Origin of the sequence: Tsuneonella dongtanensis (genome assembly GCF_001698205.1) — a bacterium.
Lineage (GTDB): Bacteria > Pseudomonadota > Alphaproteobacteria > Sphingomonadales > Sphingomonadaceae > Tsuneonella > Tsuneonella dongtanensis.
This window is the reverse complement of the sequence record NZ_CP016591.1, coordinates 506506-526919: the sequence shown is the minus strand read 5'-3', so window position 1 is coordinate 526919 and position 20414 is coordinate 506506. Positions and strand designations below refer to the sequence as shown.

Below are 20414 nucleotides of genomic sequence, written 5' to 3'. Positions count from 1 at the left end.
TCCGGTTCCCCGCGATCACACGCGGCGGGTCAGAATCAGCCACGCGGCCAGAGCGTTCAGCGCCGAATAGCCGAAATAGAGCCACGCCGCCCAGGCCCACCCTTCGGCGACGAGCAGCATTGCCGCGAAGAGCAGGAGGAATTCCGTGATCAGCGTGATCCGGCCGCCCAGCCGGTGAACATACCACGGGCTGCGTCCCAGCATCGGGTGGCCGCTGTTCATCACGGCCCGGTGCATCGCGAAGTTGGCGATACCGAGGATGAAGATCGCGAAGAGGGCCATCGCTATCGATGTGGGAAGCGGCAGCGCGAAGACAATGCGCGTCCGCGGCCGTCGAAGCAATCATCTGCGCCGACCGAACACCGGACGATCGTTCGTCGGACCGATCCGGTCCTTGGTCGACGCCGCATGCGGTTCCGGCGAAGCCGCCCTGCAGTTGTCGATAACCGGATGCACTGCGCGAAATAGGGGACCATCAATTGCCGCAGAGCTGCCGGTCGAAGGTAGCTTCGCAACCAGAGGATCGCTCTATGAACATTCTTCTCCAAGCAAGTGCTGCGGCTGTGCTGGCCGCCAGTCTCACGGTCCCGGCCACGGCGGCATCCGATGGCGCACACGCCAGACTGATAGCGACGGTCAATGTCGATGGTCTCGACCTTTCGACCCCGGAAGGCAGGTTCGCTTTGGAAAAGCGGATCGACAAGGCTTCCCGACGCTACTGCGCAGTCGACGGCAACGGTCAGGTTCCTTCGCGCAAGGACGAAAAGGCGTGCCGCGCAAAGGCGCACGCTGCGCTCGTCAGCCATTTCGTTGCCGCTGCCTGACCGGGCTCGCGCACACGAATCGATCGCCGCTTCCCCGCGGCATCGGAGCCCGGGCGGGACAGCCCCCCTCCCGGGCTCAATCCGCGTGAGCCGTGCGCAAGACCGGCCGAAGCGGCCGTTCAGCGCCCGGCCATCGCCTTCACCTTCGCCATGTAGGTCCGCCCGATACGCAGGGCCTGGCCGCCATCGACCTCGATCGACCAGATACCCAGGCCGTCGTGGCGAAGGCCGCGGATGCAATCGCGGCGAAGAATAGTCGAACGATGGATGCGGATGAACTGGGACGGGTCCAGTCGCTCCTCCAGCCCGGCGATGGTCTGGAGGAGCAGGTACGTGCGATCCCCGACATGGAGCCGGACATAATCGCGTTCCGCATCGATGCGACTGACCTGCGAAACGTCGATCCGCAGGAGTTCGGAGCGATGGGGAACCCACAACTCTGTCAACCAGCGTGCTTCGGAACGGCCGCCGCGTACCTCGCTGCGCGCGAGCGCCCGATCAATCGCGCGACCCAGCCGCTCCGGCGTCACAGGCTTGAGGACGTAATCGACTGCTTCAAGATCGAATGCCTCAACGGCGAAATGTTCGTGCGCGGTCACGAAGATGATCGCCGGGCGCTGGGCGCGCTTGGCGAGAGCGCGCGCGACGGCAAGCCCATCGAGCTCGGGCATCGTCATGTCGAGCAGGACCAGGTCGGGCGCCAACGCTTCGACCAGGCGCAGCGCCGCGGCACCGTCGCTGGCGGTCCCGACGACCTGGAGTTCGGGAATTTTCGCAGAGATGATCTGCATGCGTTCGATCGCCAGCGGCTCGTCATCGACGATCAAGGCGCGAAGCGGCTTCGCGCCCTGGCCCCCGGTAGGAGTAAGCGCCGCGTCACGCATGGCGCAACATCGGCAAACGAAACTCGCTGCGGTAGCCGCCCTCCACAGGACCGGATACGATAGTCGCGTCCCGGCCATACCTCGCTTCGATCCGGTCGCGAACGTTAGCGAGCCCGATACCGAAGCCATGCTCCGCACTATCGGGCACGCCGGGCCCATCGTCGGCGACGGTGAGGACGAGCCGTCCGTATTCCTCCCGGGCTGAAATCGTGATTGTCACGGGCCGTGTGACGGGTGCGACCGCGTATTTCACCGAGTTCTCCACGAGCGGTTGCAGGATCATGCCGGGGACGTCGAGATAAGCCAGGTGGTCCGGCAAATCGATGACCACGCGGAGACGCTCGGGGAAACGAAGTGCCTCGATGGCGAGGTAATCGCGCTGGAGCGCAATCTCGTCTGTCAGCGCGACATCCCCGGTCGGATCTTCGGTCAGACTGTGTCGGTAGAAGCTCGAGAGGCGCTGGATCATTTCCTCGGCCCTGTCGCCCTTGCCGGTCATGACGAGCGCGGAAAGCGAGTTGAAGGCGTTGAACAGGAAATGCGGATTGACCTGGTAGCGAAGCGAACGAAGTTCGGCCGCGCGGGCCGCGCTGCGGAATTCGGCTTCGCGGCGTTCGGCTTCGCGCGCTCGGCCAATGGCGACCATCGCAAGGTAGAGCGCGGCCCAAGAGAGCAAGAGGAAGTAGCGCCCGATCGCCAGTTCGATCAGGGGCAGCCAGGCTTTGCCGTTCGCATCGTCGGCTGGCAGCACGACGCGCGACATGCCTGCGTTGTCCGGTCCGATCGGCCCGTCGGCGTCGGCATTGGGCAGCGCGGGTGCCTCGATCACGATGTTGCCCGCCGAATCCCGGCTGATCGAGTAGCCGCGCCGCTCCGCAATCTTGCTCTCGACCCGCTCCTGAACCTCGGCGAAAATCGAAATGTTGATCTGCGCGATCGCCAGCGATGCGGGGATCGCCAGTACCAATGCGGCCACGATCTGCACGCCCAGCGAGCGGCGCTCGACCAGGCGCAGCACCCGCCACATCGCGAACGTGATCGCCATGCCGATGAGGCAGACGAGGGCGCGGCGCCATAGCAGTTCGGTCTGCATCTCGAGACCGATCGCCGCTCGGATCGTCACGAGCACGAAATAGCAGGCCCACAGCCCCGCGATCGACGCGAGCACCGTGCGCAGCGGCACGCGGGACGAAGGGGAACCGAAAGAAGCGGTCATCGAGTGGGCTGATGCACCAGACGACACAGGAGCGCCAGTGCCTGCGTCGGGCGGAATCGGCGCTTCATCGTGCAGATCACGCCGTCGGCAGAAGGCCCTCCTGCGCGATCCGTTCCCGCCACTCCGCAGGGGCCAGCGTGTGCACGTTGGCGCCGTCGGCATCGACCGCCACCGTCACCGGCATGTCTTCCACCCGGAACTCGTAGATCGCTTCCATCCCGAGGTCTTCGAACGCGACGACCTTCGCTTCGCGGATCGCCCGCGAGACAAGGTACGCCGCCCCGCCGACCGCCATGAGATAGGCGACCTTGTGCTTCGCGATCTCTTGCACCGCGCCCTGTCCGCGTTCGGCCTTGCCGATCATCGCGAGGAGCCCGAGTTCGAGCATCATGTCGGTGAACTTGTCCATCCGCGTCGCCGTGGTCGGTCCCGCGGGCCCGACCACTTCGCCGACCACTGGATCCACCGGGCCGACGTAGTAGATCGCGCGGCCCCTGAAGCTGACCGGGAGTTCCTCACCCTTGTCGAGCATGTCCTTGATGCGCTTGTGCGCGGCATCGCGACCGGTGAGCATCGCACCGTTGAGGAGCAGCCGGTCGCCGGCCTTCCAGCTCGCCACTTCCTGCGCGGTGAGCGAATCGAGGTCGACCCGCTTCGCTGCGGCATCGGGCGTCCAGTGCACTTCGGGCCAGTCCGACAGCTTCGGCTTCTCGAGGAAGCTGGGCCCCGAACCGTCCAGCGTGAAGTGCGCGTGGCGGGTCGCGGCGCAGTTGGGGATCATCGCGACCGGCTTGCCCGCCGCGTGGCATGGCCAGTCCATGATCTTGACGTCGAGGATGGTCGAAAGGCCGCCCAGCCCCTGCGCGCCGATGCCGAGCGCATTGACCTTGTCGAAGATCTCAATCCGCAGCGCCTCGATATCGTTCTGCGGTCCGCGGGCCTTGAGCTGGCCCATGTCGATCGGGTCCATCAGGCTTTCCTTGGCCAGCTTGACGCAGTGTTCGGCGGTCCCGCCGATGCCGATGCCGAGCATGCCGGGCGGACACCACCCCGCGCCCATCTGCGGCAGCATCTCGAGCACCCAGTCGACGATCGAATCGCTGGGATTCATCATCTTGAACTTGGACTTGTTCTCGCTGCCCCCGCCCTTGGCGGCTACATCGATCGAGACGGTGCGTCCCGGGACCATCTCGACCGAAAGGACGCACGGCGTATTGTCGCGGGTATTGCGACGCGTGAATGCGGGATCGGCAAGGACCGAGGCGCGCAGCTTGTTCTCGGGATGGTTGTAGGCGCGGCGCACGCCCTCATCGATGACGTCCTGGAGCGAGCGGGCGGAGCCCAGCCGGCAGTCTTGTCCCCATTTCACGAAGACGTTGACGATCCCGGTGTCCTGGCAGATCGGCCGGTGCCCTTCGGCGCACATCCGGCTGTTGGTCAGGATTTGCGCGATGGCGTCCTTCGCCGCGGGCCCCTGCTCGGCCTCATAGGCTTCGCCGAGCGCCCTGATGTAGTCCATCGGATGATAGTAGCTGATGTACTGCAACGCATCGGCGACGCTCTCGATCAGGTCGTCTTCGCTGATTGTCACCATGTCGCTCATCGGATGCTCACTCCTCCTGATCGAATCGCCCATGGGCGATAGGCTTTGCGGTGCCTAGGCGTCAAAGCGCTTGGCGTACCGCCGCGATTGCGCCAAAGACCCGGGCGCCTCAGCAGGGCATTGACCCGCTGTGTTATGTTGCTAATACAGGTAACGTGAAGATGACTGCCGCCCCCACCATCGATTTCGCTGCCGCGCGCCGGGCCATGATCGACAGCCAGCTGCGTACCAGCGGCGTCAACGAACCGTGGGTGCTCGCCCGGATGAACGCCGTCGCGCGCGAGGATTTCGTGCCGGGCGCCGCCCGCAGTGCGGCCTACATCGACCGTGCGGTCCCGCTTGGCGACGGCGCGATGCTGCCGGCCCCGCTGGTCCATGCGCGCATGCTCGCCGAAGCCCGGCCGACCCCGGAAGACCGCGTGCTGGTGGTCGACGGCGGCATCGGCTACCTGCCGGCACTGCTCGAGGGACTGGCCGGATCGGTCTCGACCATTTCCGCCGACGATGCGGTCAAGGGCGGCAAGAAGGGCGATTTCACGCTCCTCATGATCGACGGCGCCATCGAAGCGCTGCCTGACGGTCTGGCGAAACGCCTGGCCGACGACGCACGCGTCGTGACCGGCCTTGTCGAAGGTGGAGTGACGCGGCTGGCGATCGGTCGCAAAGCGGCGGGGCGCGTTGCGCTGCTGCCCCTGACCGAAATCGGCATCCCGCGCCTGTCGGCGTTCGACACCGCAAAGGCGTGGAGCTTCTGACCATGATTGCCAAGGGCCGCGCATCCCTGCTGCTGGGCAGCGCGCTGCTGGTCCTTCCGGCTGCGCCGGCGCACGCCGATACGCTGCGCGACGCCCTCAACGGCGCCTATCGCACGAACCCGACTCTCCAGGCCGCACGCGCACAGCAGCGCGCCACCGATGAAAGCGTGCCGATCGAGAAATCGGCCGGCCGCCCGAGCGTGACCGGAAGCGCGCAGTACATCGAGTTCGTCAAGCAGAGCTCGAGCAGCTTCACGGCGCCAGAGAGGCAGATTTCCGCGGGCGTGGACTTGGGCGTTCCGATCTATTCTGGTGGAGCGGTCAAGAACGCGGTCAAGGCGGCGGAGAACCGTGTCGAGGCGGGCCAGGCCGACCTGCGCGGCACCGAATCGGCCATCTTCGCGCAGGTCGTCGCCGCTTACATGGACGTGATCCGCGGCGAGGCGCTGGTCGGGCTGAACGCGAACCAGGTCGAAGTCCTGACGGTCAATGCCGAGGCGACGTCCGACAGGTTCGAGATCGGCGACCTCACCCGCACCGACGTCGCGCAATCGCAATCGCGGCTGGCTCTCGCCCAGGGCGACCTGCGCAGCGCCGAGGCGAACCTCATCGCAGCGCGCGAGGCCTACATCCAGCTGACCGGCATGGCGCCCGACGACCTGCAGCCGCCGCCGCCGCTGCCGGGGCTGCCCGCAAGCGCGGAGGACGCCGTCGCTGTCGCCCTCGACGACAATCCCGACCTTATCGCCGCTCGCGAGCGGGCCGAAGCCTCACGCTACGACATCGACGTCGCAGGGTCGGGCCGCCTTCCGCGGGTGTCGATCTTCACCGGAGGCGATTACAACAATTTCCTCGGCACCATCTCGAGCCCGCAGCCGGGGGCGAATATCCCGCAGACCTCGACCGCGGCCCAGGCGGGGGTGAGTGTCTCGATCCCGATCTTCCAGGGCGGGCGCCCTGCGGCGCTCCAGCGGCAGGCGCAGGCCCGGTCCGCCGCCGCGCTCGAGAACGTGATCGCGGCCGAGCGCGAAGTGATCGCGCAGGTCCGCTCCGCCTGGTCGAGCTGGCAGGCCGCCACGCAGATCATCGCCAGCACCCAGTCGGCGGTCGATGCCGCGGAACTCAGCCTCGAAGGCGTCCGCGCCGAGAACACGGTCGGCAATCGCACGATCCTCGACATCCTCAATGCCGAGCAGGAACTCGTACTCGCTAAGTCCCAGCTCGTCAGCGCGCGGCGCAATGCCTACGTCGCGGGTTTCAGCCTGCTCGCTGCCATGGGCAAGGCCGAGGCGCGCGACCTGGGGCTGGGCGACGACGGCGTCCTCTACGACCCGGTGACCAACTATGAGCGCGTGAAGGGCAAGTGGAACGACTGGTCGCGCGATCCCGACCCCGTCGTCCAGTCGACACGGACCGTTGACATCCCGGCACCGACAGCGGAGATTCCGCGTTAACGATGATTCGGCGCCGGTCGATGCCGGCGCCCCATCGTCGAAGGGTTGAAGGGGGGTCCAGTCGCATGCGCCACGAAGGCGAGGCTTCGGTCGAGGAAATTCTCGAATCGATCAAGAAAGTCATCGCGCGCGATAACCGCGCGACCGCGATCGACACGCGCCGCCGGCGCGAGACCGCCGGTATGGATACCCTGCCCGAGCCGGCCGACGACGACGAGGCCGACGAGGTGCTCGACCTTGCCGCGGCCGATTTCGTGGAGCAGGCGCCCGAGTTCGCCGAATTCGACGACGACACGGCCGAGGACGACGATGCCGGAGACGACGCTCCGCTGCTGACCGACGCCGCGCGTGACGCGATGCGGGAGAACCTGGCGGCGCTCGCGATGCTCGCCGAGCCCGGCGTCCCGCCGCAGATCGTCCGCTCCGGCGAGACCTCGCTGGAGGGACTGACGCGAGAGCTGCTGCGTCCGATGCTGGCCGAATGGCTCGACAAGAACCTACCCGCGATGGTCGAGCGGATGGTGCAGCAGGAAATCGCCCGGATCGCCGGCAAGCGGGGCTGACCCTTTCCCCTGCGCGGCCTTCGGGCTAGTCCCGCGGCGATGGAACTGAAAATCGGGATCGCCTGGACCGCCGCTACCGTGTCCGACCTGTTCGCGCGCCGCCCGAATTGCGCCCAATGACGCCCGAGCCGGACATCGCGAAAGCACGCGCGGCACTCGCCAAGATCGGCGGCGAGCGGGTCGAGCGGCAGATCTTCCTCTGCGCCATGTCGGAAAAGCAGAAGTGCTGTTCGCGCGAGGAGGGGGAGCGCGCGTGGAAGTTCCTCAAGCGCAGGCTGAAGGAACTGGGGCTGGTCGGACGCACGGTTCAGCGCGCCAAGGCCGACTGCCTGCAGGTCTGCGAGGCAGGACCGGTCGCGGTCGTCTGGCCGGACCGGGTCTGGTACCATTCGTGCAACGAGGCCGCGCTCGAGCGAATCATCCAGGAACACCTGATCGGCGGCGTGCCGGTCGAGGACTTGCGCCTGCGCGAACTTTAGTCGCGGTCGCCCATCGGATCGGCCACCGAATCGTCGTGGCCCGTTCCGTTCGACATGAATACCAAGCCCATCAGCGCGCCCATCAACATCATCGCGGCGGAAACGCCGAGCCCGGTGGCGATGTAGAAGTGGATCGACATCGCGGTGCCCGAATACCACAGGTAGAACAACAGCATCGCCACCGTCGCGGCGGTCACCGCGCCCATCAGTCGCATCAGACGCTTCCAGCGACCCCAGGCGAATGCGGCGCTGTCAGGATCGTCGAGCGGCGATGGTTTGGTCATGTGGGGCTATCTGGGCGCGCGCGGCTGCGCTGGCAATGGGGGCAAGCTGGCCTTCGCCGCGGTTTCATGGCATTCTGACCACACAAGGGAACAAAAAGAAGGGAGAGTCCAATGGACATCGCCCGTTTGCTCAGCGGCCGCGCGAGCAGCGACGTGATCACCTGCGACGTCGACATGTCGATGCGCGAGGCGCTGTCGATCCTTGCCCAGCGACGGATAGGCGCCCTGCCGGTGATGCAGGGCGGAGCGGTGGCCGGCATCTTTTCCGAACGCGACGTGATCTACTGCCTCGAGGCGGAAGGCGAAGCGAGCCTGTCAAAGAAGGTCGGCGAAGTGATGACCGCGCCGCCGATCACCGTCGATCCGAGCGCCAAGGTCGACGAGGCGCTCGAACTGATGACACGGCGCCGCATCCGCCATCTTCCCGTCGTCAAGGACGGCGCGATGTGTGGTTTCGTTTCCATCGGCGACCTCGTGAAAACGCAGGTGGACAGCCTGGCGCAGGAAGCCGAGGCGATGAGGAGCTACATCCAGAGCGCCTGAAGCGCTTGAGCGAAGGCCGCCCACTCCCTACATCGGCCGCATGGCCGAGCCGCTCACCCTGACTTCGAACGCCGCGAAGCGCATCGCAGCGATCGCCGCGCGCCAGGCGAAGCCGGCGATCCTGCGCCTTTCGGTCGAGGGCGGCGGCTGCTCCGGCTTCCAGTACAAGTTCGATCTCGCCGACGCGCCCGATGGCGACGACTCGGTGAGCGAGACCGACGGCGTGAAGCTCGTGGTCGACCCGGTCAGCCTCGACCTCATTGCCGGCAGCACGGTCGATTTCGTCGAATCGCTTGGCGGAGCCGCCTTCAAGGTCGACAATCCGCAGGCTGCCGCCGGTTGCGGTTGCGGTTCCAGCTTCGGCATCTAGAACCTGCCGGATGCGCATCGCATCCTTCAACATCAATGGCGTGAAAGCGCGCCTGCCGCGGCTGCTCGAGTGGCTGTCCGAGACCCGCCCGACGGTCGCCTGCCTGCAGGAGATCAAGAGCCAGGACGAGGGCTTCCCGTTCGAGGAATTCGAGAAGATCGGATACCAGGCGATCTGGCACGGCCAGAAAAGCTTCAACGGCGTCGCCATCCTGGCCGACGGCACGAAGCCGATAGAAACCCAGCGCACTCTACCGGGGGACCCGGAGGACGAACATGCCCGCTACCTCGAAGCCGAGGTCAACGGCGTTCGGATAGCGTGCATCTACCTGCCCAACGGCAACCCGGTGCCGGGGCCGAAATTCGACTACAAGCTCGCCTGGATGGAACGCCTGCGTGCGCGCATGCGCGAGCTGTGGGCGCTCGAGGTGCCGGTCGCGGTGGTCGGCGACTTCAACGTCATCCCCGAGGACAAGGACGTGTGGTCGCCCACGGCGATGGCTTCGGATGCGCTCATGCAGCCGGAATCGCGCGATGCCTATGCCCGCCTGCTGGGCGACGGGTGGACCGACGCCATCGATACGCTGAATCCGCGTGGGGGCGTGTGGACCTACTGGGATTACCAGGCGGGCGCATGGCAGCGCGACCACGGCTTTCGAATCGACCACCTGCTGCTGTCACCCGAGCTGGCCGACCGGATGGTGGCTGCGGGCGTCGACAAGGAATACCGCGGCCGCGAGAAAGCGAGCGATCACGCGCCAGTCTGGGTCGAAGTGCGGGACTGAACGCCCCGCCACCCCCAATCACCGATAGAAGATATGGCTGTCGATGGTCGCGCGGGCGACTTTCGTGCGGCTCCATCTCGGCTTCACGTAGTTCGCGTGAAAGAACAGCGCATCGCGGACTTCGCTGTCCCACAGGCCCTCGTGCGCGATCTTGGCGACTACCGTAGCGCGGCCCCAGGCGGCGGAGTTACGGTCGATCCGTGGCATCTTGCCGCCACGAACGAACGAGAACTGCGACTTCTGGTAGACGACCCCGCAATAGTCCGAGGGAAACTTGCCCGAAGCGGCGCGGTTCACGACGACCTGGCCCACGGCCAGCTGGCCCGCGAGCGGCTCGCCGCGCGATTCGAAGTAGATCGCACCGGCAAGGCATTCCATTTCGCGCGAGAGCGCGGCAGGGCGCGGCATGGTCGAGACGAGTTCGTGGAGCGAGTCTGCGCGCGAGGCCTCGTCGGCCTCTTTGGTCGCGGGAAGGGGCTGAACCACTTCTTCGGAAACGAATTGAGCCGGGACCGTTTCGTCCGTGAGCTCACTAGTCGAAGGCGAAGCCTGCGCTTCGGTGCGGAGGATCTCGCTGCTGTCAGCGTTGGCGCCGGATCCGTCGGCGGTAAACAGGGTAAGAACCACAGTCGCGGCGAGCGCCGCGATGGTCGAGCGATGAAACTGCATTGATCCCGTCGGTCAAGGCGGTGAACGCGCTCCGTCGCAGGTAGGGACCCATCCGCGTTCGTTGCGGTAATGGTCGGGTCCGATGTCAGCCTGCCGGCCGTTCCCCGTCTGCGCGCTGACCGGCCGACCCCATGTCGACCGAGCCGCCTGCGCCCGTAGAAGGTGGGCGGCCCAATAATTGCTGCACCTGCGAAGTCAAATCAGCCGGGCAATCCTGCGACGAACCGTTCCCTTTCCGGGACATCTGCCTCGATTAACCATAAATCCGGGTCGCGCTGGCGACGACGCTCGAGAATCGCTGAAAATTCTTCTTTGTTTTCAGCGTCCTCTTCGGCGGTGCACACGAAAGGGCGGTTCCCGTCCAGTTGAGGCATACGTTCGTAAAGCCGCGCCGGTTCACCGCGACCGATAATTACGATCCCTATCGTGCCGGCATCCCGCTCTCCGCGAGACAGGATCGTGGCGAACCCGCCCATCGATTCCGCGAGCCTGCGGATGCCGGCCGCTTCGAGATGCGCGGGAAGTCGATCGTCCATGGAGCGATCAGGGCGCCGCGGCGTAGCCGGGCAGGCTCGAGAGCGGGATGCGCGATCGCATGAACGTGCCTGTGCCGCGTCCGATCTCCTCACCCTCCGAATCGACGAGGCGCGATTCTGCCACCAGCACGCGCCGGCGCCCGCTGACCCAACGCCCTTCGGCCACGACTTCGCCCTCGCGCACCGGCTTGGTGAAGTGCAGGTTGAAGGAAGTGGTCAGGAGAAAACGGTCAGTGACCAAGGTATTGGCCGCGTAGAACGCCGCATCGTCGAGCATCTTGAAATAGATCGTTCCGTGCGCGGCCCCGGCAGCATGATAGACCGTCCGGTCGACCGTGAACACGAGGCGCGAGCGCCCCTCGGAGACGATCTCCAGACGCGAATTGAACAAGGTGTTGACCGGAGCCGCGTCGTATAGCCGCTCCAGCGCACGGTGGTGCAGGCCCGCCCCGCTGGCGTTCCGCCCCTCGCTCGATTCAGGCAGCGTCACGATCCGAAGCGTTGGTCAGCACGGCGTAGAGCGTTTCCGTGTCGGTCGCTTCGACCAGCGCACGGTGCATGTCCTCGTCGCGTACCAGTCGCGACAGCGCGGCGAGCGCATGCAGGTGGGTGGCACCGGCGTTGATCGGTGACAGCAGGCCGATCGCCAGATCGACCGGCATCCGGTCCGCGGCGCCGAAATCGACCGGCTTGCCCAGCTTGAGCAGCGCCGCGACCGGCCGGTTCAACCCGTCGAGACGGGCGTGCGGCAAGGCCACGCCGCGGCCGAACCCGGTGCTGCCGAGCGCCTCCCGCTCTTCCAGCCCTTCCAGCACCTGGTCGCGGTCGAGCGAATAGACCTTGGCGAAGCGCGTCGCGAGCGCCCCCAGGATCGCAGGCTTGTCGGCCGGGGAATCGATCCACACGGCTTCCGGCAGCAGCTTGAAGATGACGTTCATTGGCAGACAATCGGACGTAAGGGCCGGACTTTGCCGGCGGACACTGGGCATTGCTGGCTGGACGGTGCGCGCTCGCGCGTCGGTCTCAGCGCGGTTCGACCCAACCGATCGATCCGTCGCGGCGGCGATAGACCATATTGTGTCGCCCCGTTCCAGCGTTTTTGAAAAACATCGCATTGGTATCGCGCAGGTCGAGCATCATGACCGCGTCGGCCACGCTCGTTTCGGGAATGTCGGCGGTCGTTTCGGCGATGATCATCGGCGCATCGGCGATCTCGACTTCCTCGGCATCGGCGTCGGGAGCGGCGATGATCGTATAGGCAGCAGTCTCCTCGCGCGCCGCGTGGTCGGCCTGTTCGTGGCGGTCCTTGATCCGCCGCTTGTAGCGCCTCAACTGCTTGTCGATCTTCTCGGCCGCCTGGTCGAGCGCCTGATGTGCGTCCTGCGCGACGCCGTGGGCTTTCAGGATCAGGCCTTGCATGACGTGTGTGACGATATCGCAGCTAAAGGCGCCCGCGGGGGCCTTCCCGAATGTCACGTGGCTCGAAAGTGCGCGGCTGAAATACTTGTCGACGATGCCGTTGAGGCGTTCGTTCACATGTTCCTGCAGGGCAGCCCCCGTATCGACCTGGTGGCCCGAAACGCGAATATCCATCGGCACGCTTTCTCCTGTGCTTGGCGACCTTCAGTCCAACAACGTCACGCGGTCCACATCGCTCCCTCGATCCTGGCGACGAATGCGCTGTGACGCGCGATTTCCTCGGCGGTTGGGGCGTGCGGACGCGGCGGACGAAATGCACGCTCGCGGGCGGGCTGGAAACCGGCCTCGACGATCGTCTCGTCGACCGCGGATCCGGCAAGGGCGAACCCGATCTGCCGGCCGCCCGTAAGCTCGACATAGACCTGGGCTAGCAGCTCGGCGTCGAGCAGCGCACCGTGCTTGACCCGGTGGCTGCGGTCGATCCCGTAGCGCGTGCACAGAGCATCGAGCGATAGCTTGGCCCCCGGATGCCGCCGCTTGGCGATGGCGACGGTATCGATCATCCGGCTCATGCAGACCGGCTCAAGACCGCACAAGTCGAGCTCGGTGTTGAGGAATCCGAAGTCGAACCCGGCGTTGTGCGCGACCAGCGGCGAATCGCCGATGAAGGCGAGCAGTTCTTCTGCCTTGTCGCGGAAACGCGCCTTGTCGGAGAGGAACGCGGCAGACAGGCCGTGCACGGCTTCGGCCGCTTCGGGCATGTCGCGATCGGGATTGAAGTAGGCGTGATAGGTGGCGCCGGTGGGCACCCGGTTCACGAGCTCGATGCAGCCGATCTCGACCATCCGGTCGCCCGTCCGAGGATCGAGGCCAGTGGTTTCGGTATCGAACACGATTTCGCGCATGTGAGCCCTTTCTATCGGCCCGTTCGGGCGGGCATGCAAGGGGTCCCGGCGCTTTGCCGCGCGTCAGGCGGCGCGCAGCTTTGCGATCAATGCCTTGACCTCTTCCTCCGTCTCCCGAAGCGAGGTGCCGGTATCGATCACGTGGTCGGCGCGGGCACGCTTTTCGGCGTCGGGCACCTGCAGCGAGAGGATGTGCGCGAACTTTTCTGGCGTCATGCCGGGACGGGCGAGCACCCGGCGACGTTGCACTTCGGCCGGGGCGGAGACCACCGCCACCGCATCGACCTGCTCCCATCCGCCCTTTTCATAGAGAAGCGGGATGTCGAACACGACGAGCGGCTCGCCGGCGTGCTCGATCAGGAACGCATGGCGCTCGGCAGCGACCGCCGGGTGCACGATCCCCTCGAGGCGGGCGAGCGCCTGCGGGTCGGCGAACACCTGCGCGCCGAGTTTCTCGCGCAGGACACCGCCTTCGCCGGTCGATCCGGGAAACGCCGCTTCGATCGCCGGAAGCAGGGTTCCATGCGGCCCCTGAAGGCGGCGTACAGTCGCATCGGCGTCGAATACCGGTACGCCCGCCGCCTCGAACATCGCCGCGACGGTCGATTTGCCCATGCCGATCGAGCCGGTGAGGCCGAGGATAAAGGGGCGGCTCATGCCGTGAGGAGCCTGCGCAGTTCGTGGTCGTGCTCACGCGGCGGCGCGACGCCGAAGAACCGTTCGAACGCGAGCGCGGCCTGGCCGATCAGCATGGCAAGACCGTCGACCGAACGATGACCCCGGGCCCGCGCGCCCGCGAGAAAGGAGGTGTCGAGCGGGTTGGTGACGATGTCGTAGGCGACGGCCCCGGGCGGGGCATGGCTCCAGTGGAAGAGAAGTGGGGGCTGGCCGGCCATTCCCAGGGGACTGGCGTTGACGACGAGGTCGAGGCAGCCCTCTCGGTCGTCGAAAGGAAAGTCGGTGGGATCGGCAAACTGCGCAAGGTCGGTCACGTGATGTTCGCCGTCCGGGTCGATGGCCTCGATGATCGCGCGCGCCTTTGCGGGGTCGCGTCCGGCAAGGACGATCGTGAAACCCTGATCGGCGAGCGCCGCCACGATCGCCCGCGCCGCGCCGCCGGTGCCGAGGATCCGGGCCATGCGGAAGTAGTGCGTCTGCGCGAGGTCATGCGCGAGCGGTTCAAGAAATCCGCCGACATCGGTGTTGGAGCCGATGAGCGCGCCGTTGTGGCGCCGCGTCACGGTGTTGACCGCGCCGACCAGTTCGGCGCCGATCTCCAGCCGGTCGAGATGGGCGATGACGGCCTGCTTGTGCGGCATCGTCACGTTGCATCCGCGCCAGTCGGGATCCTCGCGCCGCTCGGCGATGTAGCGGGCGAGACCGTCCGCAGTCACATGGCACGCGCGATAGTCCGCCTCGATCCCGAGCTTATCCAGCCAGAACCCGTGGATCGCGGGTGATTTCGATTGCGCGATAGGGTCGCCGATCACTTCGGCATAGGGGCGGCTCATGCGGGCAGTTCCCCGAGGTCGCGCAGCGCGCCGAGGACCGGCAGCAGCGGCATGCCGAGCACGGTGAAATGGTCTCCCTCGATCCGATCGAACAACTGGACGCCGCGCGCCTCTATGCGGAACACCCCGACGCAATGCGAGACCGCCGGCCATTCGGCGTCGAGATAGCCCTCGATGAAGTCTTCCGACAGCGTCCGCACCTGCAGCGTCGCGATCGCCGTGTGCCGCCAGACCACCGCGCCGCCGCGTGCGATCGCCGCCGCGGAATGGAGCTGCATGGGCCTGCCGGAGAACGCCCGCAGGTGCCGGGCTGCATCCTCACGGCTGGCCGGCTTGTCGAACCGCTGGTCGCCGACGACCACAAGCGAGTCGCTGCCGAGAACCGGGCGTTCTGGCTCATCCACCGCCAGGGCCTTGGCTTCTGCAAGTGCGAGGGCGACCTGATCGGGCCGGGCCTCTGCCATCGATGCCTCGAGCGCACGTTCGTCGATCGCGGCGGGGCGCGCTTCGAACGCCACACCGGCCGCCGCCAGCATCTCCGCGCGCGACGCGCTCTTCGACGCCAGTACGATCATATCGGCTTCGGCCCGACGACCGGCGGAGTGCTGCGATGGGCGCGTTCCGAATAGAGCCGGATCACCGCCGCGGCGGTCTCCTCGATCGAGCGGCGGGTGACGTCGATCACCGGCCAGTCGTTGTCGGCGAACATGCGGCGGGCGAAGCGCACTTCCTCGGCCACGCGCTCGGCGTCGGCGTAGCTCGTCTCGCGACCCTCGGCGATCGACAACAGGCGGTTGCGGCGTACCTGGACGAGTCGTTCCGGAGCGGTCGTCAGTCCGACGACGAGCGGACGCCGCAGCTTGAACAACTCGCGCGGCGGCGGGCTTTCGACCACCAGCGGAATGTTCGCGACCTTGTAGCCGCGGTTGGCGAGGTAGATGCTGGTCGGGGTCTTCGAACTGCGCGATACCCCGGCGAGCACGATGTCGGCTTCCTCCCAGTCCTCGTGACCGACCCCGTCGTCGTGCGCGATCGTATACTGGATCGCCTCGACCCGCGCGAAGTAGGCTTCATCCATCGCGTGCTGGCGCCCGGGCCGGCCGTGTGCTTCCTGCCCGAGATGATCCTCCAGCGCCGCGGTCACGGCATCGAGAACGGGAACCGCAGGCAGGCCGAGAATGCGGCAATGCTCCTCGAGCCGCGCGCGCGTTTCGTCGTTGACCAGCGTGAACAGCACGAGGCCGGGATTGGCGGCGAGATCGGGCACGATCCGGTCGAGGTGCTGCTTCGAGCGCACCATGGGCCAGAAATGCCGCTGGATATCGGCCTCGTCGAACTGGGCGAGCGCGGCCTTGGCGATCATCTCCAGCGTCTCGCCGGTCGAATCCGACAGGAGGTGGAGGTGGAGGACGGGCATCGGCTCCGGTTCGGCTGCCTGTGGAGAATGTGCGGCATAAACCACGGGAGGGAAGCGGGGACAAGCGAGCGAGCCGATTCCATGCCCGCTGACAGATTCCGGCCCCGAGCCTTGTGGACATGGCGACAAGGTTTTCGACAGCCCGGGGATAGCGTGGACAACGATCGGTTGACGCGGATTCATCGCGATTCGCACGGTGCGAAAATCTGGCCACGCCGGGAAAAATCGGGCAGGGCACCGCTGTCCCCGGTTTCCACAGGGCCAACAGACTCCTTCATCTTATTCTTAGAATCTCATTGAATTGGATTAGACGCGATGCCCGGCTTGCTTCTCGACACTTTGCGCGGGTCCCGGGGTGAGCAGGTCCCGATGTGGCTGATGCGCCAGGCCGGACGCTATCTGCCCGAATATCGCGCGCTGAGGGCAGAGAAAGGCGGTTTCCTCGAGCTGGTCTACGATACCGAAGCCGCGGCCGAAGTGACTCTCCAACCAATCAGGCGGTTCGGCTTCGACGGGGCGATCCTGTTTTCCGACATCCTCATCGTGCCCTATGCGATGGGCCAGGATCTCGCGTTTCTGGCCGGGGAGGGCCCACACCTCTCGCCCCGGCTCGCCGATACCGCCCTCAGTGCCCTACAGGCGGTCCCTGAGCGCCTCGGGCCGATCTACGCAACCGTGGCCGCCGTGAAGGCCGGCCTTGGCCCTGAGACGACGCTTCTGGGCTTTGCGGGCTCGCCCTGGACCGTCGCGACCTACATGGTGAATGGCGAGGGATCGAAGGACCACCACGCCGCACGCGAACTCGCCTATCGCGACCCCGGTGCATTCGGTGCGATCATCGATGGAATCGCACACGTCACGATCGAGTATCTCGTCGGCCAGATCGAAGCGGGCGCGGAGGCCGTGCAGCTGTTCGATTCGTGGGCCGGCAGTCTTGCGCCCGACGAATTCGAACGCTGGGTCATCGCGCCGAATGCCGCGATCACCGCCTCCGTGCAGGCGCGCTGTTCCGGCGTGCCCGTGATCGGCTTTCCCAAGGGCGCCGGCGCCAAGCTCGCCGCCTATGCCCGCGAGACCGGGGTCGATGCGGTCGGGGTGGACGAGACGATCGATCCGGCCTGGGCCGCGCGGGAAATTCCTGCTGGCATGCCGGTGCAGGGAAACCTCGATCCGCTCCTGCTGCTTGCCGGCGGCGACCGGCTTGTGGAACGGACGAACGCGATCCTGGCCGCCTTCGCGGACCGGCCGCATGTCTTCAACCTGGGCCACGGCATCGGCCAGCACACCCCGATCGATCATGTCGTGACGCTGCGCGACACGGTTCGCGCATGGAGGGGGTGACGATGGCGTGCCGGCACCCTAAATGCCGCGCATGGACGGCGTTCTCGCGATGACTTACCTCTGGCTCAAGGCGGGCCACGTGATCTTCGTGATATTCTGGATGGCCGGCCTGTTCATGCTCCCGCGCTATCTCGTCTACCACCAGGAAGCCGCTCCGGGCTCGCCCGAGGAAGCGCTGTGGGTCGACCGCGAGCGGAAGCTGCTGAAGATTATCCTCCTGCCGTCGATCATCGTGGTGTGGGTCCTGGGCATCCTGCTAGCGACGACCGCGGGTCTCTGGAGCGAACCGTGGCTCCACGCCAAGCTGCTGCTGGTCCTCGTCCTCTCGGGGTATCACGGCTGGATGGCGGCCTATGCGAAGAAACTCGCCCGCGGCGAGCGCACCCTTACCGGCAAGCAGCTGCGCCTGCTGAACGAAGTGCCTGGCCTCGTCGCGGCGATCGTGGTCGTGCTGGTGATCGTCCGCCCCTTCTAGGCATCGCGGGTGAATGTGACGCTGCGACGAACGGAGCACGCAGCGAATTGACCGGGCGCCGCGCCGGGCCTATTCCCCGCGCCACCAACCGGCTTTCCGGCCCGCGACGCAGCGCGGAGACCGGGTCGCGCTTTCCCCAAGCCCATACGACCGGCCGGCCGCTTCCAGACTACGGAAAAACAAGAAATGCACCTGAGAGACCTCAAGAAGAAAACCCCGGCCGAGCTCGTCGAGATGGCCGAAGACCTGGGCGTCGAAGGCGCCAGCACGATGCGCCGGCAGGACCTGATGTTCTGCATCCTGCGCGAGCTGGCCGAAGACGAGGAATACGAAGAATCGATCATGGGCGTGGGCACCATCGAGGTGCTGCAGGACGGCTTCGGCTTCCTGCGCAGCCCCGAGGCCAATTACCTCGCCGGTCCGGACGACATCTACGTGTCGCCCAACCAGGTCCGCAAATGGGGCCTGCGCACCGGCGATACGGTCGAGGGCGAAATCCGCGCTCCCAAGGAAGGCGAGCGCTATTTCGCGCTGACCAGCCTCACCAGCGTCAATTACGAAGATCCCGACCAGGTCCGCCACCGGACCAACTTCGACAACCTCACGCCGCTCTATCCGGAAGAAAAGCTGTCGCTCGACACCCTTGACCCGACGGTAAAGGACAAGTCGGCGCGGGTGATCGATATCATCAGCCCCCAGGGCAAGGGCCAGCGCGCGCTGATCGTCGCCCCGCCGCGCACCGGTAAAACGGTTCTGCTGCAGAATATCGCCAAGGCGATCACCGACAACCATCCCGAGGTGTTCCTGATCGTCCTGCTGGTCGACGAGCGGCCCGAGGAAGTCACCGACATGCAGCGCAGCGTGAAGGGCGAGGTCATCTCCTCGACCTTCGACGAGCCGGCGACGCGCCACGTGCAGGTCGCCGAGATGGTGATCGAGAAGGCCAAACGCCTGGTCGAGCACAAGAAGGACGTGGTGATCCTGCTCGACTCGATCACACGCCTCGGCCGCGCCTACAACACCGTCGTTCCCTCAAGCGGAAAGGTTCTGACCGGCGGTGTCGACGCCAATGCGCTGCAGCGTCCCAAGCGCTTCTTCGGCGCGGCGCGCAACATCGAGGAAGGCGGCTCGCTCTCGATCATCGCCACCGCGCTGATCGACACCGGCAGCCGGATGGACGAAGTCATCTTCGAAGAGTTCAAGGGCACCGGCAACTCGGAAATCGTCCTCGACCGCAAGGTCGCCGACAAGCGCATCTTCCCCGCGCTCGACGTGGGCAAGAGCGGCACCCGCAAGGAAGAGCTGCTGGTCGAGAAGGACAAGCTGTCGAAGATGTGGGTCCTCAGGCGCATCCTCATGCAGATGGGCACGATCGACGCGATGGAGTTCCTCCTCGACAAGATGAAGGATTCCAAGACCAACGAGGACTTCTTCGCGACGATGAATCAGTAGTCGGTTGGGCGTCGGAGGGTGGCGGAATTGCCGTCCGACCTGAGGCGCACACTCGGTGCCGTTGCAGGGTTGCTCGTCTATACGAATGAACCCTGGTGGGTAATGTCGAGTGCGGCCGCAGCCCTGCACGGGGCGATGCCGCTTCCGGTACGCGACGTCGATGTGCTGCTCGGCGAGAAGGATGCGGTTGCTCTCTTCGGCAGTCTGGGTCTGCCGCTCTCGCCGGGCGTGCCGGACGATCGCTTCTCGTCGCGCATGTTCGCAACCTGGATGGGGGCTCCACTACCGGTCGACCTGATGGCCGGGTTCAGTTTGAGCAAGCCCGAGGGCTGGCGGCTGGTAGAGCCGCGCACCCGCGAGGAGGTCGCCTTGCCCGAAGGTCGAGTCTACATGCCGAGCCGGCTGGAGCTCGCAGACATCCTCGACAGCTTCGACCGGCCCAAGGACCGGGTTCGCTCCGCCACGCTGCGCGCGGTCTAGCCCGCCTTCGCCTGTTCCAGCTGCGCGCCCATCATCTCCCAGACCTTGTTGATGGCCTTCAGGGGCCGGACCATGACCTTGAAATCGGTGATGAATCCATCGTCGTCGAAGGTGATGATATCGACACCATTGATGTGGATCCCGTCGAGTTCGGTGACGAATTCGAGCAGTGCGTTGTTCCCTTCCGCGAACTCGCGGACATAGCGGAACTTGTCGGTGTTGAGCACGACGCCCGCCGCGGCAAGGTAGGCCACCACGAGGTCGCGGCCCTTCTGCGGCGTATGAACGACCGGCGAGTGGAACACCGCATCCTCGCGGATGATCGCTGCGAGCTCGGCTGGCTTGTTGCCACCGGACAGGACCCGGTGCCATAGATCGAGTCCCTTATGCGCCATCCCGTTTCCTCCCCGGCTGTTTCACGTACTGGCTATCAGCAGTCGGCCCCGTTGG

At 66.0% G+C, this 20414-nt stretch carries 28 protein-coding genes; 12 read left to right on the top strand and 16 right to left on the bottom strand.

From position 1 onward, the window contains the following. Positions 1–15: 15 nt before the first annotated feature. Entirely contained in the window at positions 16–282 is a 267-nt protein-coding gene (locus tag A6F68_RS02525; RefSeq protein ID WP_067675904.1) for a hypothetical protein, read from the bottom strand. Positions 283–530: 248 nt separating this feature from the next. Between A6F68_RS02525 and A6F68_RS02520 the strand changes: the two genes are divergently transcribed. Continuing rightward, on the top strand, positions 531–824 hold the full coding sequence (locus tag A6F68_RS02520) for a UrcA family protein (protein WP_067675901.1): 294 nt from the start codon (positions 531–533) through the stop codon (positions 822–824). A 119-nt stretch (positions 825–943) separates the two neighbouring features. On the opposite strand, the gene A6F68_RS02515 is transcribed toward A6F68_RS02520, so the two are convergent. The 3 genes from A6F68_RS02515 to A6F68_RS02505 form a co-directional block, all read right to left on the bottom strand. Then, positions 944–1708, bottom strand: coding sequence for a LytR/AlgR family response regulator transcription factor (locus A6F68_RS02515; RefSeq protein ID WP_067675898.1), 765 nt, complete (start codon positions 1706–1708; stop codon positions 944–946). Next, on the bottom strand, positions 1701–2924 hold the full coding sequence (locus tag A6F68_RS02510; protein ID WP_067675895.1) for a sensor histidine kinase: 1224 nt from the start codon (positions 2922–2924) through the stop codon (positions 1701–1703). Before A6F68_RS02510 ends, A6F68_RS02515 begins: the two co-directional genes overlap by 8 nt. Before the next feature lie 76 nt (positions 2925–3000). Continuing rightward, entirely contained in the window at positions 3001–4527 is a 1527-nt protein-coding gene (locus tag A6F68_RS02505; protein ID WP_157096622.1) for a fumarate hydratase, read from the bottom strand. Between the two features lie 161 nt (positions 4528–4688). On the opposite strand from A6F68_RS02505, the gene A6F68_RS02500 reads away from it, so the two are divergent. From A6F68_RS02500 to A6F68_RS02485, 4 genes are all read left to right on the top strand, one after another. Continuing rightward, a complete protein-coding gene (locus tag A6F68_RS02500; RefSeq protein ID WP_067681892.1) occupies positions 4689–5282 on the top strand; it encodes a protein-L-isoaspartate O-methyltransferase family protein in 594 nt (197 codons plus the stop codon). A 2-nt stretch (positions 5283–5284) separates the two neighbouring features. After that, complete coding sequence (locus A6F68_RS02495; protein WP_067675889.1) at positions 5285–6736, top strand: TolC family outer membrane protein; 1452 nt, start codon at positions 5285–5287, stop codon at positions 6734–6736. A 65-nt stretch (positions 6737–6801) separates the two neighbouring features. Continuing rightward, positions 6802–7299 carry a DUF2497 domain-containing protein gene (locus A6F68_RS02490; RefSeq protein WP_067675886.1) on the top strand — a complete coding sequence of 166 codons (498 nt, stop codon included), beginning with the start codon at positions 6802–6804 and terminating at the stop codon, positions 7297–7299. A gap of 116 nt (positions 7300–7415) precedes the next feature. After that, positions 7416–7778, top strand: a complete 363-nt coding sequence (locus tag A6F68_RS02485; protein WP_067675883.1) for a (2Fe-2S) ferredoxin domain-containing protein — start codon at positions 7416–7418, stop codon at positions 7776–7778. On the opposite strand, the gene A6F68_RS02480 is transcribed toward A6F68_RS02485, so the two are convergent. Beyond that, positions 7775–8062 (bottom strand): hypothetical protein, encoded by a 288-nt coding sequence (locus A6F68_RS02480; RefSeq protein ID WP_067675879.1) that lies wholly within the window; start codon positions 8060–8062, stop codon positions 7775–7777. The genes A6F68_RS02485 and A6F68_RS02480 overlap by 4 nt on opposite strands. A gap of 111 nt (positions 8063–8173) precedes the next feature. On the opposite strand from A6F68_RS02480, the gene A6F68_RS02475 reads away from it, so the two are divergent. From A6F68_RS02475 to xth, 3 genes are read left to right on the top strand one after another with little or no spacing between them, the layout of a single operon-like run. Then, complete coding sequence (locus tag A6F68_RS02475; RefSeq protein WP_067675876.1) at positions 8174–8605, top strand: CBS domain-containing protein; 432 nt, start codon at positions 8174–8176, stop codon at positions 8603–8605. Positions 8606–8645: 40 nt separating this feature from the next. Further along, positions 8646–8975, top strand: a complete 330-nt coding sequence (locus tag A6F68_RS02470; RefSeq protein WP_067675873.1) for a HesB/IscA family protein — start codon at positions 8646–8648, stop codon at positions 8973–8975. A gap of 10 nt (positions 8976–8985) precedes the next feature. Then, on the top strand, positions 8986–9759 hold the full coding sequence (gene xth, locus A6F68_RS02465) for an exodeoxyribonuclease III (RefSeq protein ID WP_067675869.1): 774 nt from the start codon (positions 8986–8988) through the stop codon (positions 9757–9759). Between the two features lie 18 nt (positions 9760–9777). On the opposite strand, the gene A6F68_RS02460 is transcribed toward xth, so the two are convergent. From A6F68_RS02460 to A6F68_RS02415, 10 genes are all read right to left on the bottom strand, one after another. Next, positions 9778–10428, bottom strand: coding sequence for a cell wall hydrolase (locus A6F68_RS02460; RefSeq protein WP_067675867.1), 651 nt, complete (start codon positions 10426–10428; stop codon positions 9778–9780). A gap of 200 nt (positions 10429–10628) precedes the next feature. Next, positions 10629–10964 (bottom strand): DUF1491 family protein, encoded by a 336-nt coding sequence (locus tag A6F68_RS02455; RefSeq protein ID WP_067675865.1) that lies wholly within the window; start codon positions 10962–10964, stop codon positions 10629–10631. Positions 10965–10971: 7 nt separating this feature from the next. Next, positions 10972–11454, bottom strand: coding sequence for a PaaI family thioesterase (locus tag A6F68_RS02450; protein WP_067675862.1), 483 nt, complete (start codon positions 11452–11454; stop codon positions 10972–10974). Beyond that, on the bottom strand, positions 11441–11902 hold the full coding sequence (locus A6F68_RS02445) for a PTS sugar transporter subunit IIA (protein ID WP_067675860.1): 462 nt from the start codon (positions 11900–11902) through the stop codon (positions 11441–11443). The genes A6F68_RS02450 and A6F68_RS02445 overlap by 14 nt, the downstream gene beginning before the upstream one ends. A gap of 85 nt (positions 11903–11987) precedes the next feature. Next, on the bottom strand, positions 11988–12557 hold the full coding sequence (gene hpf / locus A6F68_RS02440) for a ribosome hibernation-promoting factor, HPF/YfiA family (protein WP_067675858.1): 570 nt from the start codon (positions 12555–12557) through the stop codon (positions 11988–11990). Positions 12558–12601: 44 nt separating this feature from the next. Next, positions 12602–13288: a DNA polymerase III subunit epsilon gene (dnaQ, locus tag A6F68_RS02435; RefSeq protein ID WP_067675857.1), complete on the bottom strand. Its 687-nt coding sequence runs from the start codon at positions 13286–13288 to the stop codon at positions 12602–12604. A gap of 63 nt (positions 13289–13351) precedes the next feature. Next, positions 13352–13945, bottom strand: a complete 594-nt coding sequence (coaE, locus tag A6F68_RS02430) for a dephospho-CoA kinase (protein ID WP_067675855.1) — start codon at positions 13943–13945, stop codon at positions 13352–13354. Beyond that, on the bottom strand, positions 13942–14799 hold the full coding sequence (locus A6F68_RS02425; RefSeq protein WP_067675853.1) for a shikimate dehydrogenase family protein: 858 nt from the start codon (positions 14797–14799) through the stop codon (positions 13942–13944). Before A6F68_RS02425 ends, coaE begins: the two co-directional genes overlap by 4 nt. Next, positions 14796–15374, bottom strand: a complete 579-nt coding sequence (locus tag A6F68_RS02420) for a Maf family protein (protein ID WP_067675850.1) — start codon at positions 15372–15374, stop codon at positions 14796–14798. The genes A6F68_RS02425 and A6F68_RS02420 overlap by 4 nt, the downstream gene beginning before the upstream one ends. Further along, positions 15371–16216: a pyruvate, water dikinase regulatory protein gene (locus tag A6F68_RS02415; RefSeq protein WP_067675847.1), complete on the bottom strand. Its 846-nt coding sequence runs from the start codon at positions 16214–16216 to the stop codon at positions 15371–15373. The genes A6F68_RS02420 and A6F68_RS02415 overlap by 4 nt, the downstream gene beginning before the upstream one ends. Before the next feature lie 315 nt (positions 16217–16531). Here A6F68_RS02415 and hemE point away from each other — a divergent pair, with 315 nt between their 5' ends. The 4 genes from hemE to A6F68_RS02395 all read left to right on the top strand — a co-directional run bounded on the left by hemE (position 16532) and on the right by A6F68_RS02395 (position 19964). Further along, positions 16532–17557, top strand: coding sequence for a uroporphyrinogen decarboxylase (hemE, locus tag A6F68_RS02410; RefSeq protein ID WP_067675843.1), 1026 nt, complete (start codon positions 16532–16534; stop codon positions 17555–17557). Between the two features lie 31 nt (positions 17558–17588). Continuing rightward, positions 17589–18032 carry a CopD family protein gene (locus A6F68_RS02405; RefSeq protein WP_084001528.1) on the top strand — a complete coding sequence of 148 codons (444 nt, stop codon included), beginning with the start codon at positions 17589–17591 and terminating at the stop codon, positions 18030–18032. Between the two features lie 186 nt (positions 18033–18218). After that, a complete protein-coding gene (gene rho / locus A6F68_RS02400; protein WP_067675837.1) occupies positions 18219–19484 on the top strand; it encodes a transcription termination factor Rho in 1266 nt (421 codons plus the stop codon). A gap of 102 nt (positions 19485–19586) precedes the next feature. Then, on the top strand, positions 19587–19964 hold the full coding sequence (locus A6F68_RS02395) for a hypothetical protein (protein ID WP_084001526.1): 378 nt from the start codon (positions 19587–19589) through the stop codon (positions 19962–19964). Here A6F68_RS02395 and A6F68_RS02390 read toward each other — a convergent pair. Beyond that, a complete protein-coding gene (locus tag A6F68_RS02390) occupies positions 19961–20359 on the bottom strand; it encodes a nuclear transport factor 2 family protein (RefSeq protein WP_067675835.1) in 399 nt (132 codons plus the stop codon). The two genes, A6F68_RS02395 and A6F68_RS02390, sit on opposite strands and share 4 nt — an antisense overlap. Positions 20360–20414 lie beyond the last annotated feature (55 nt).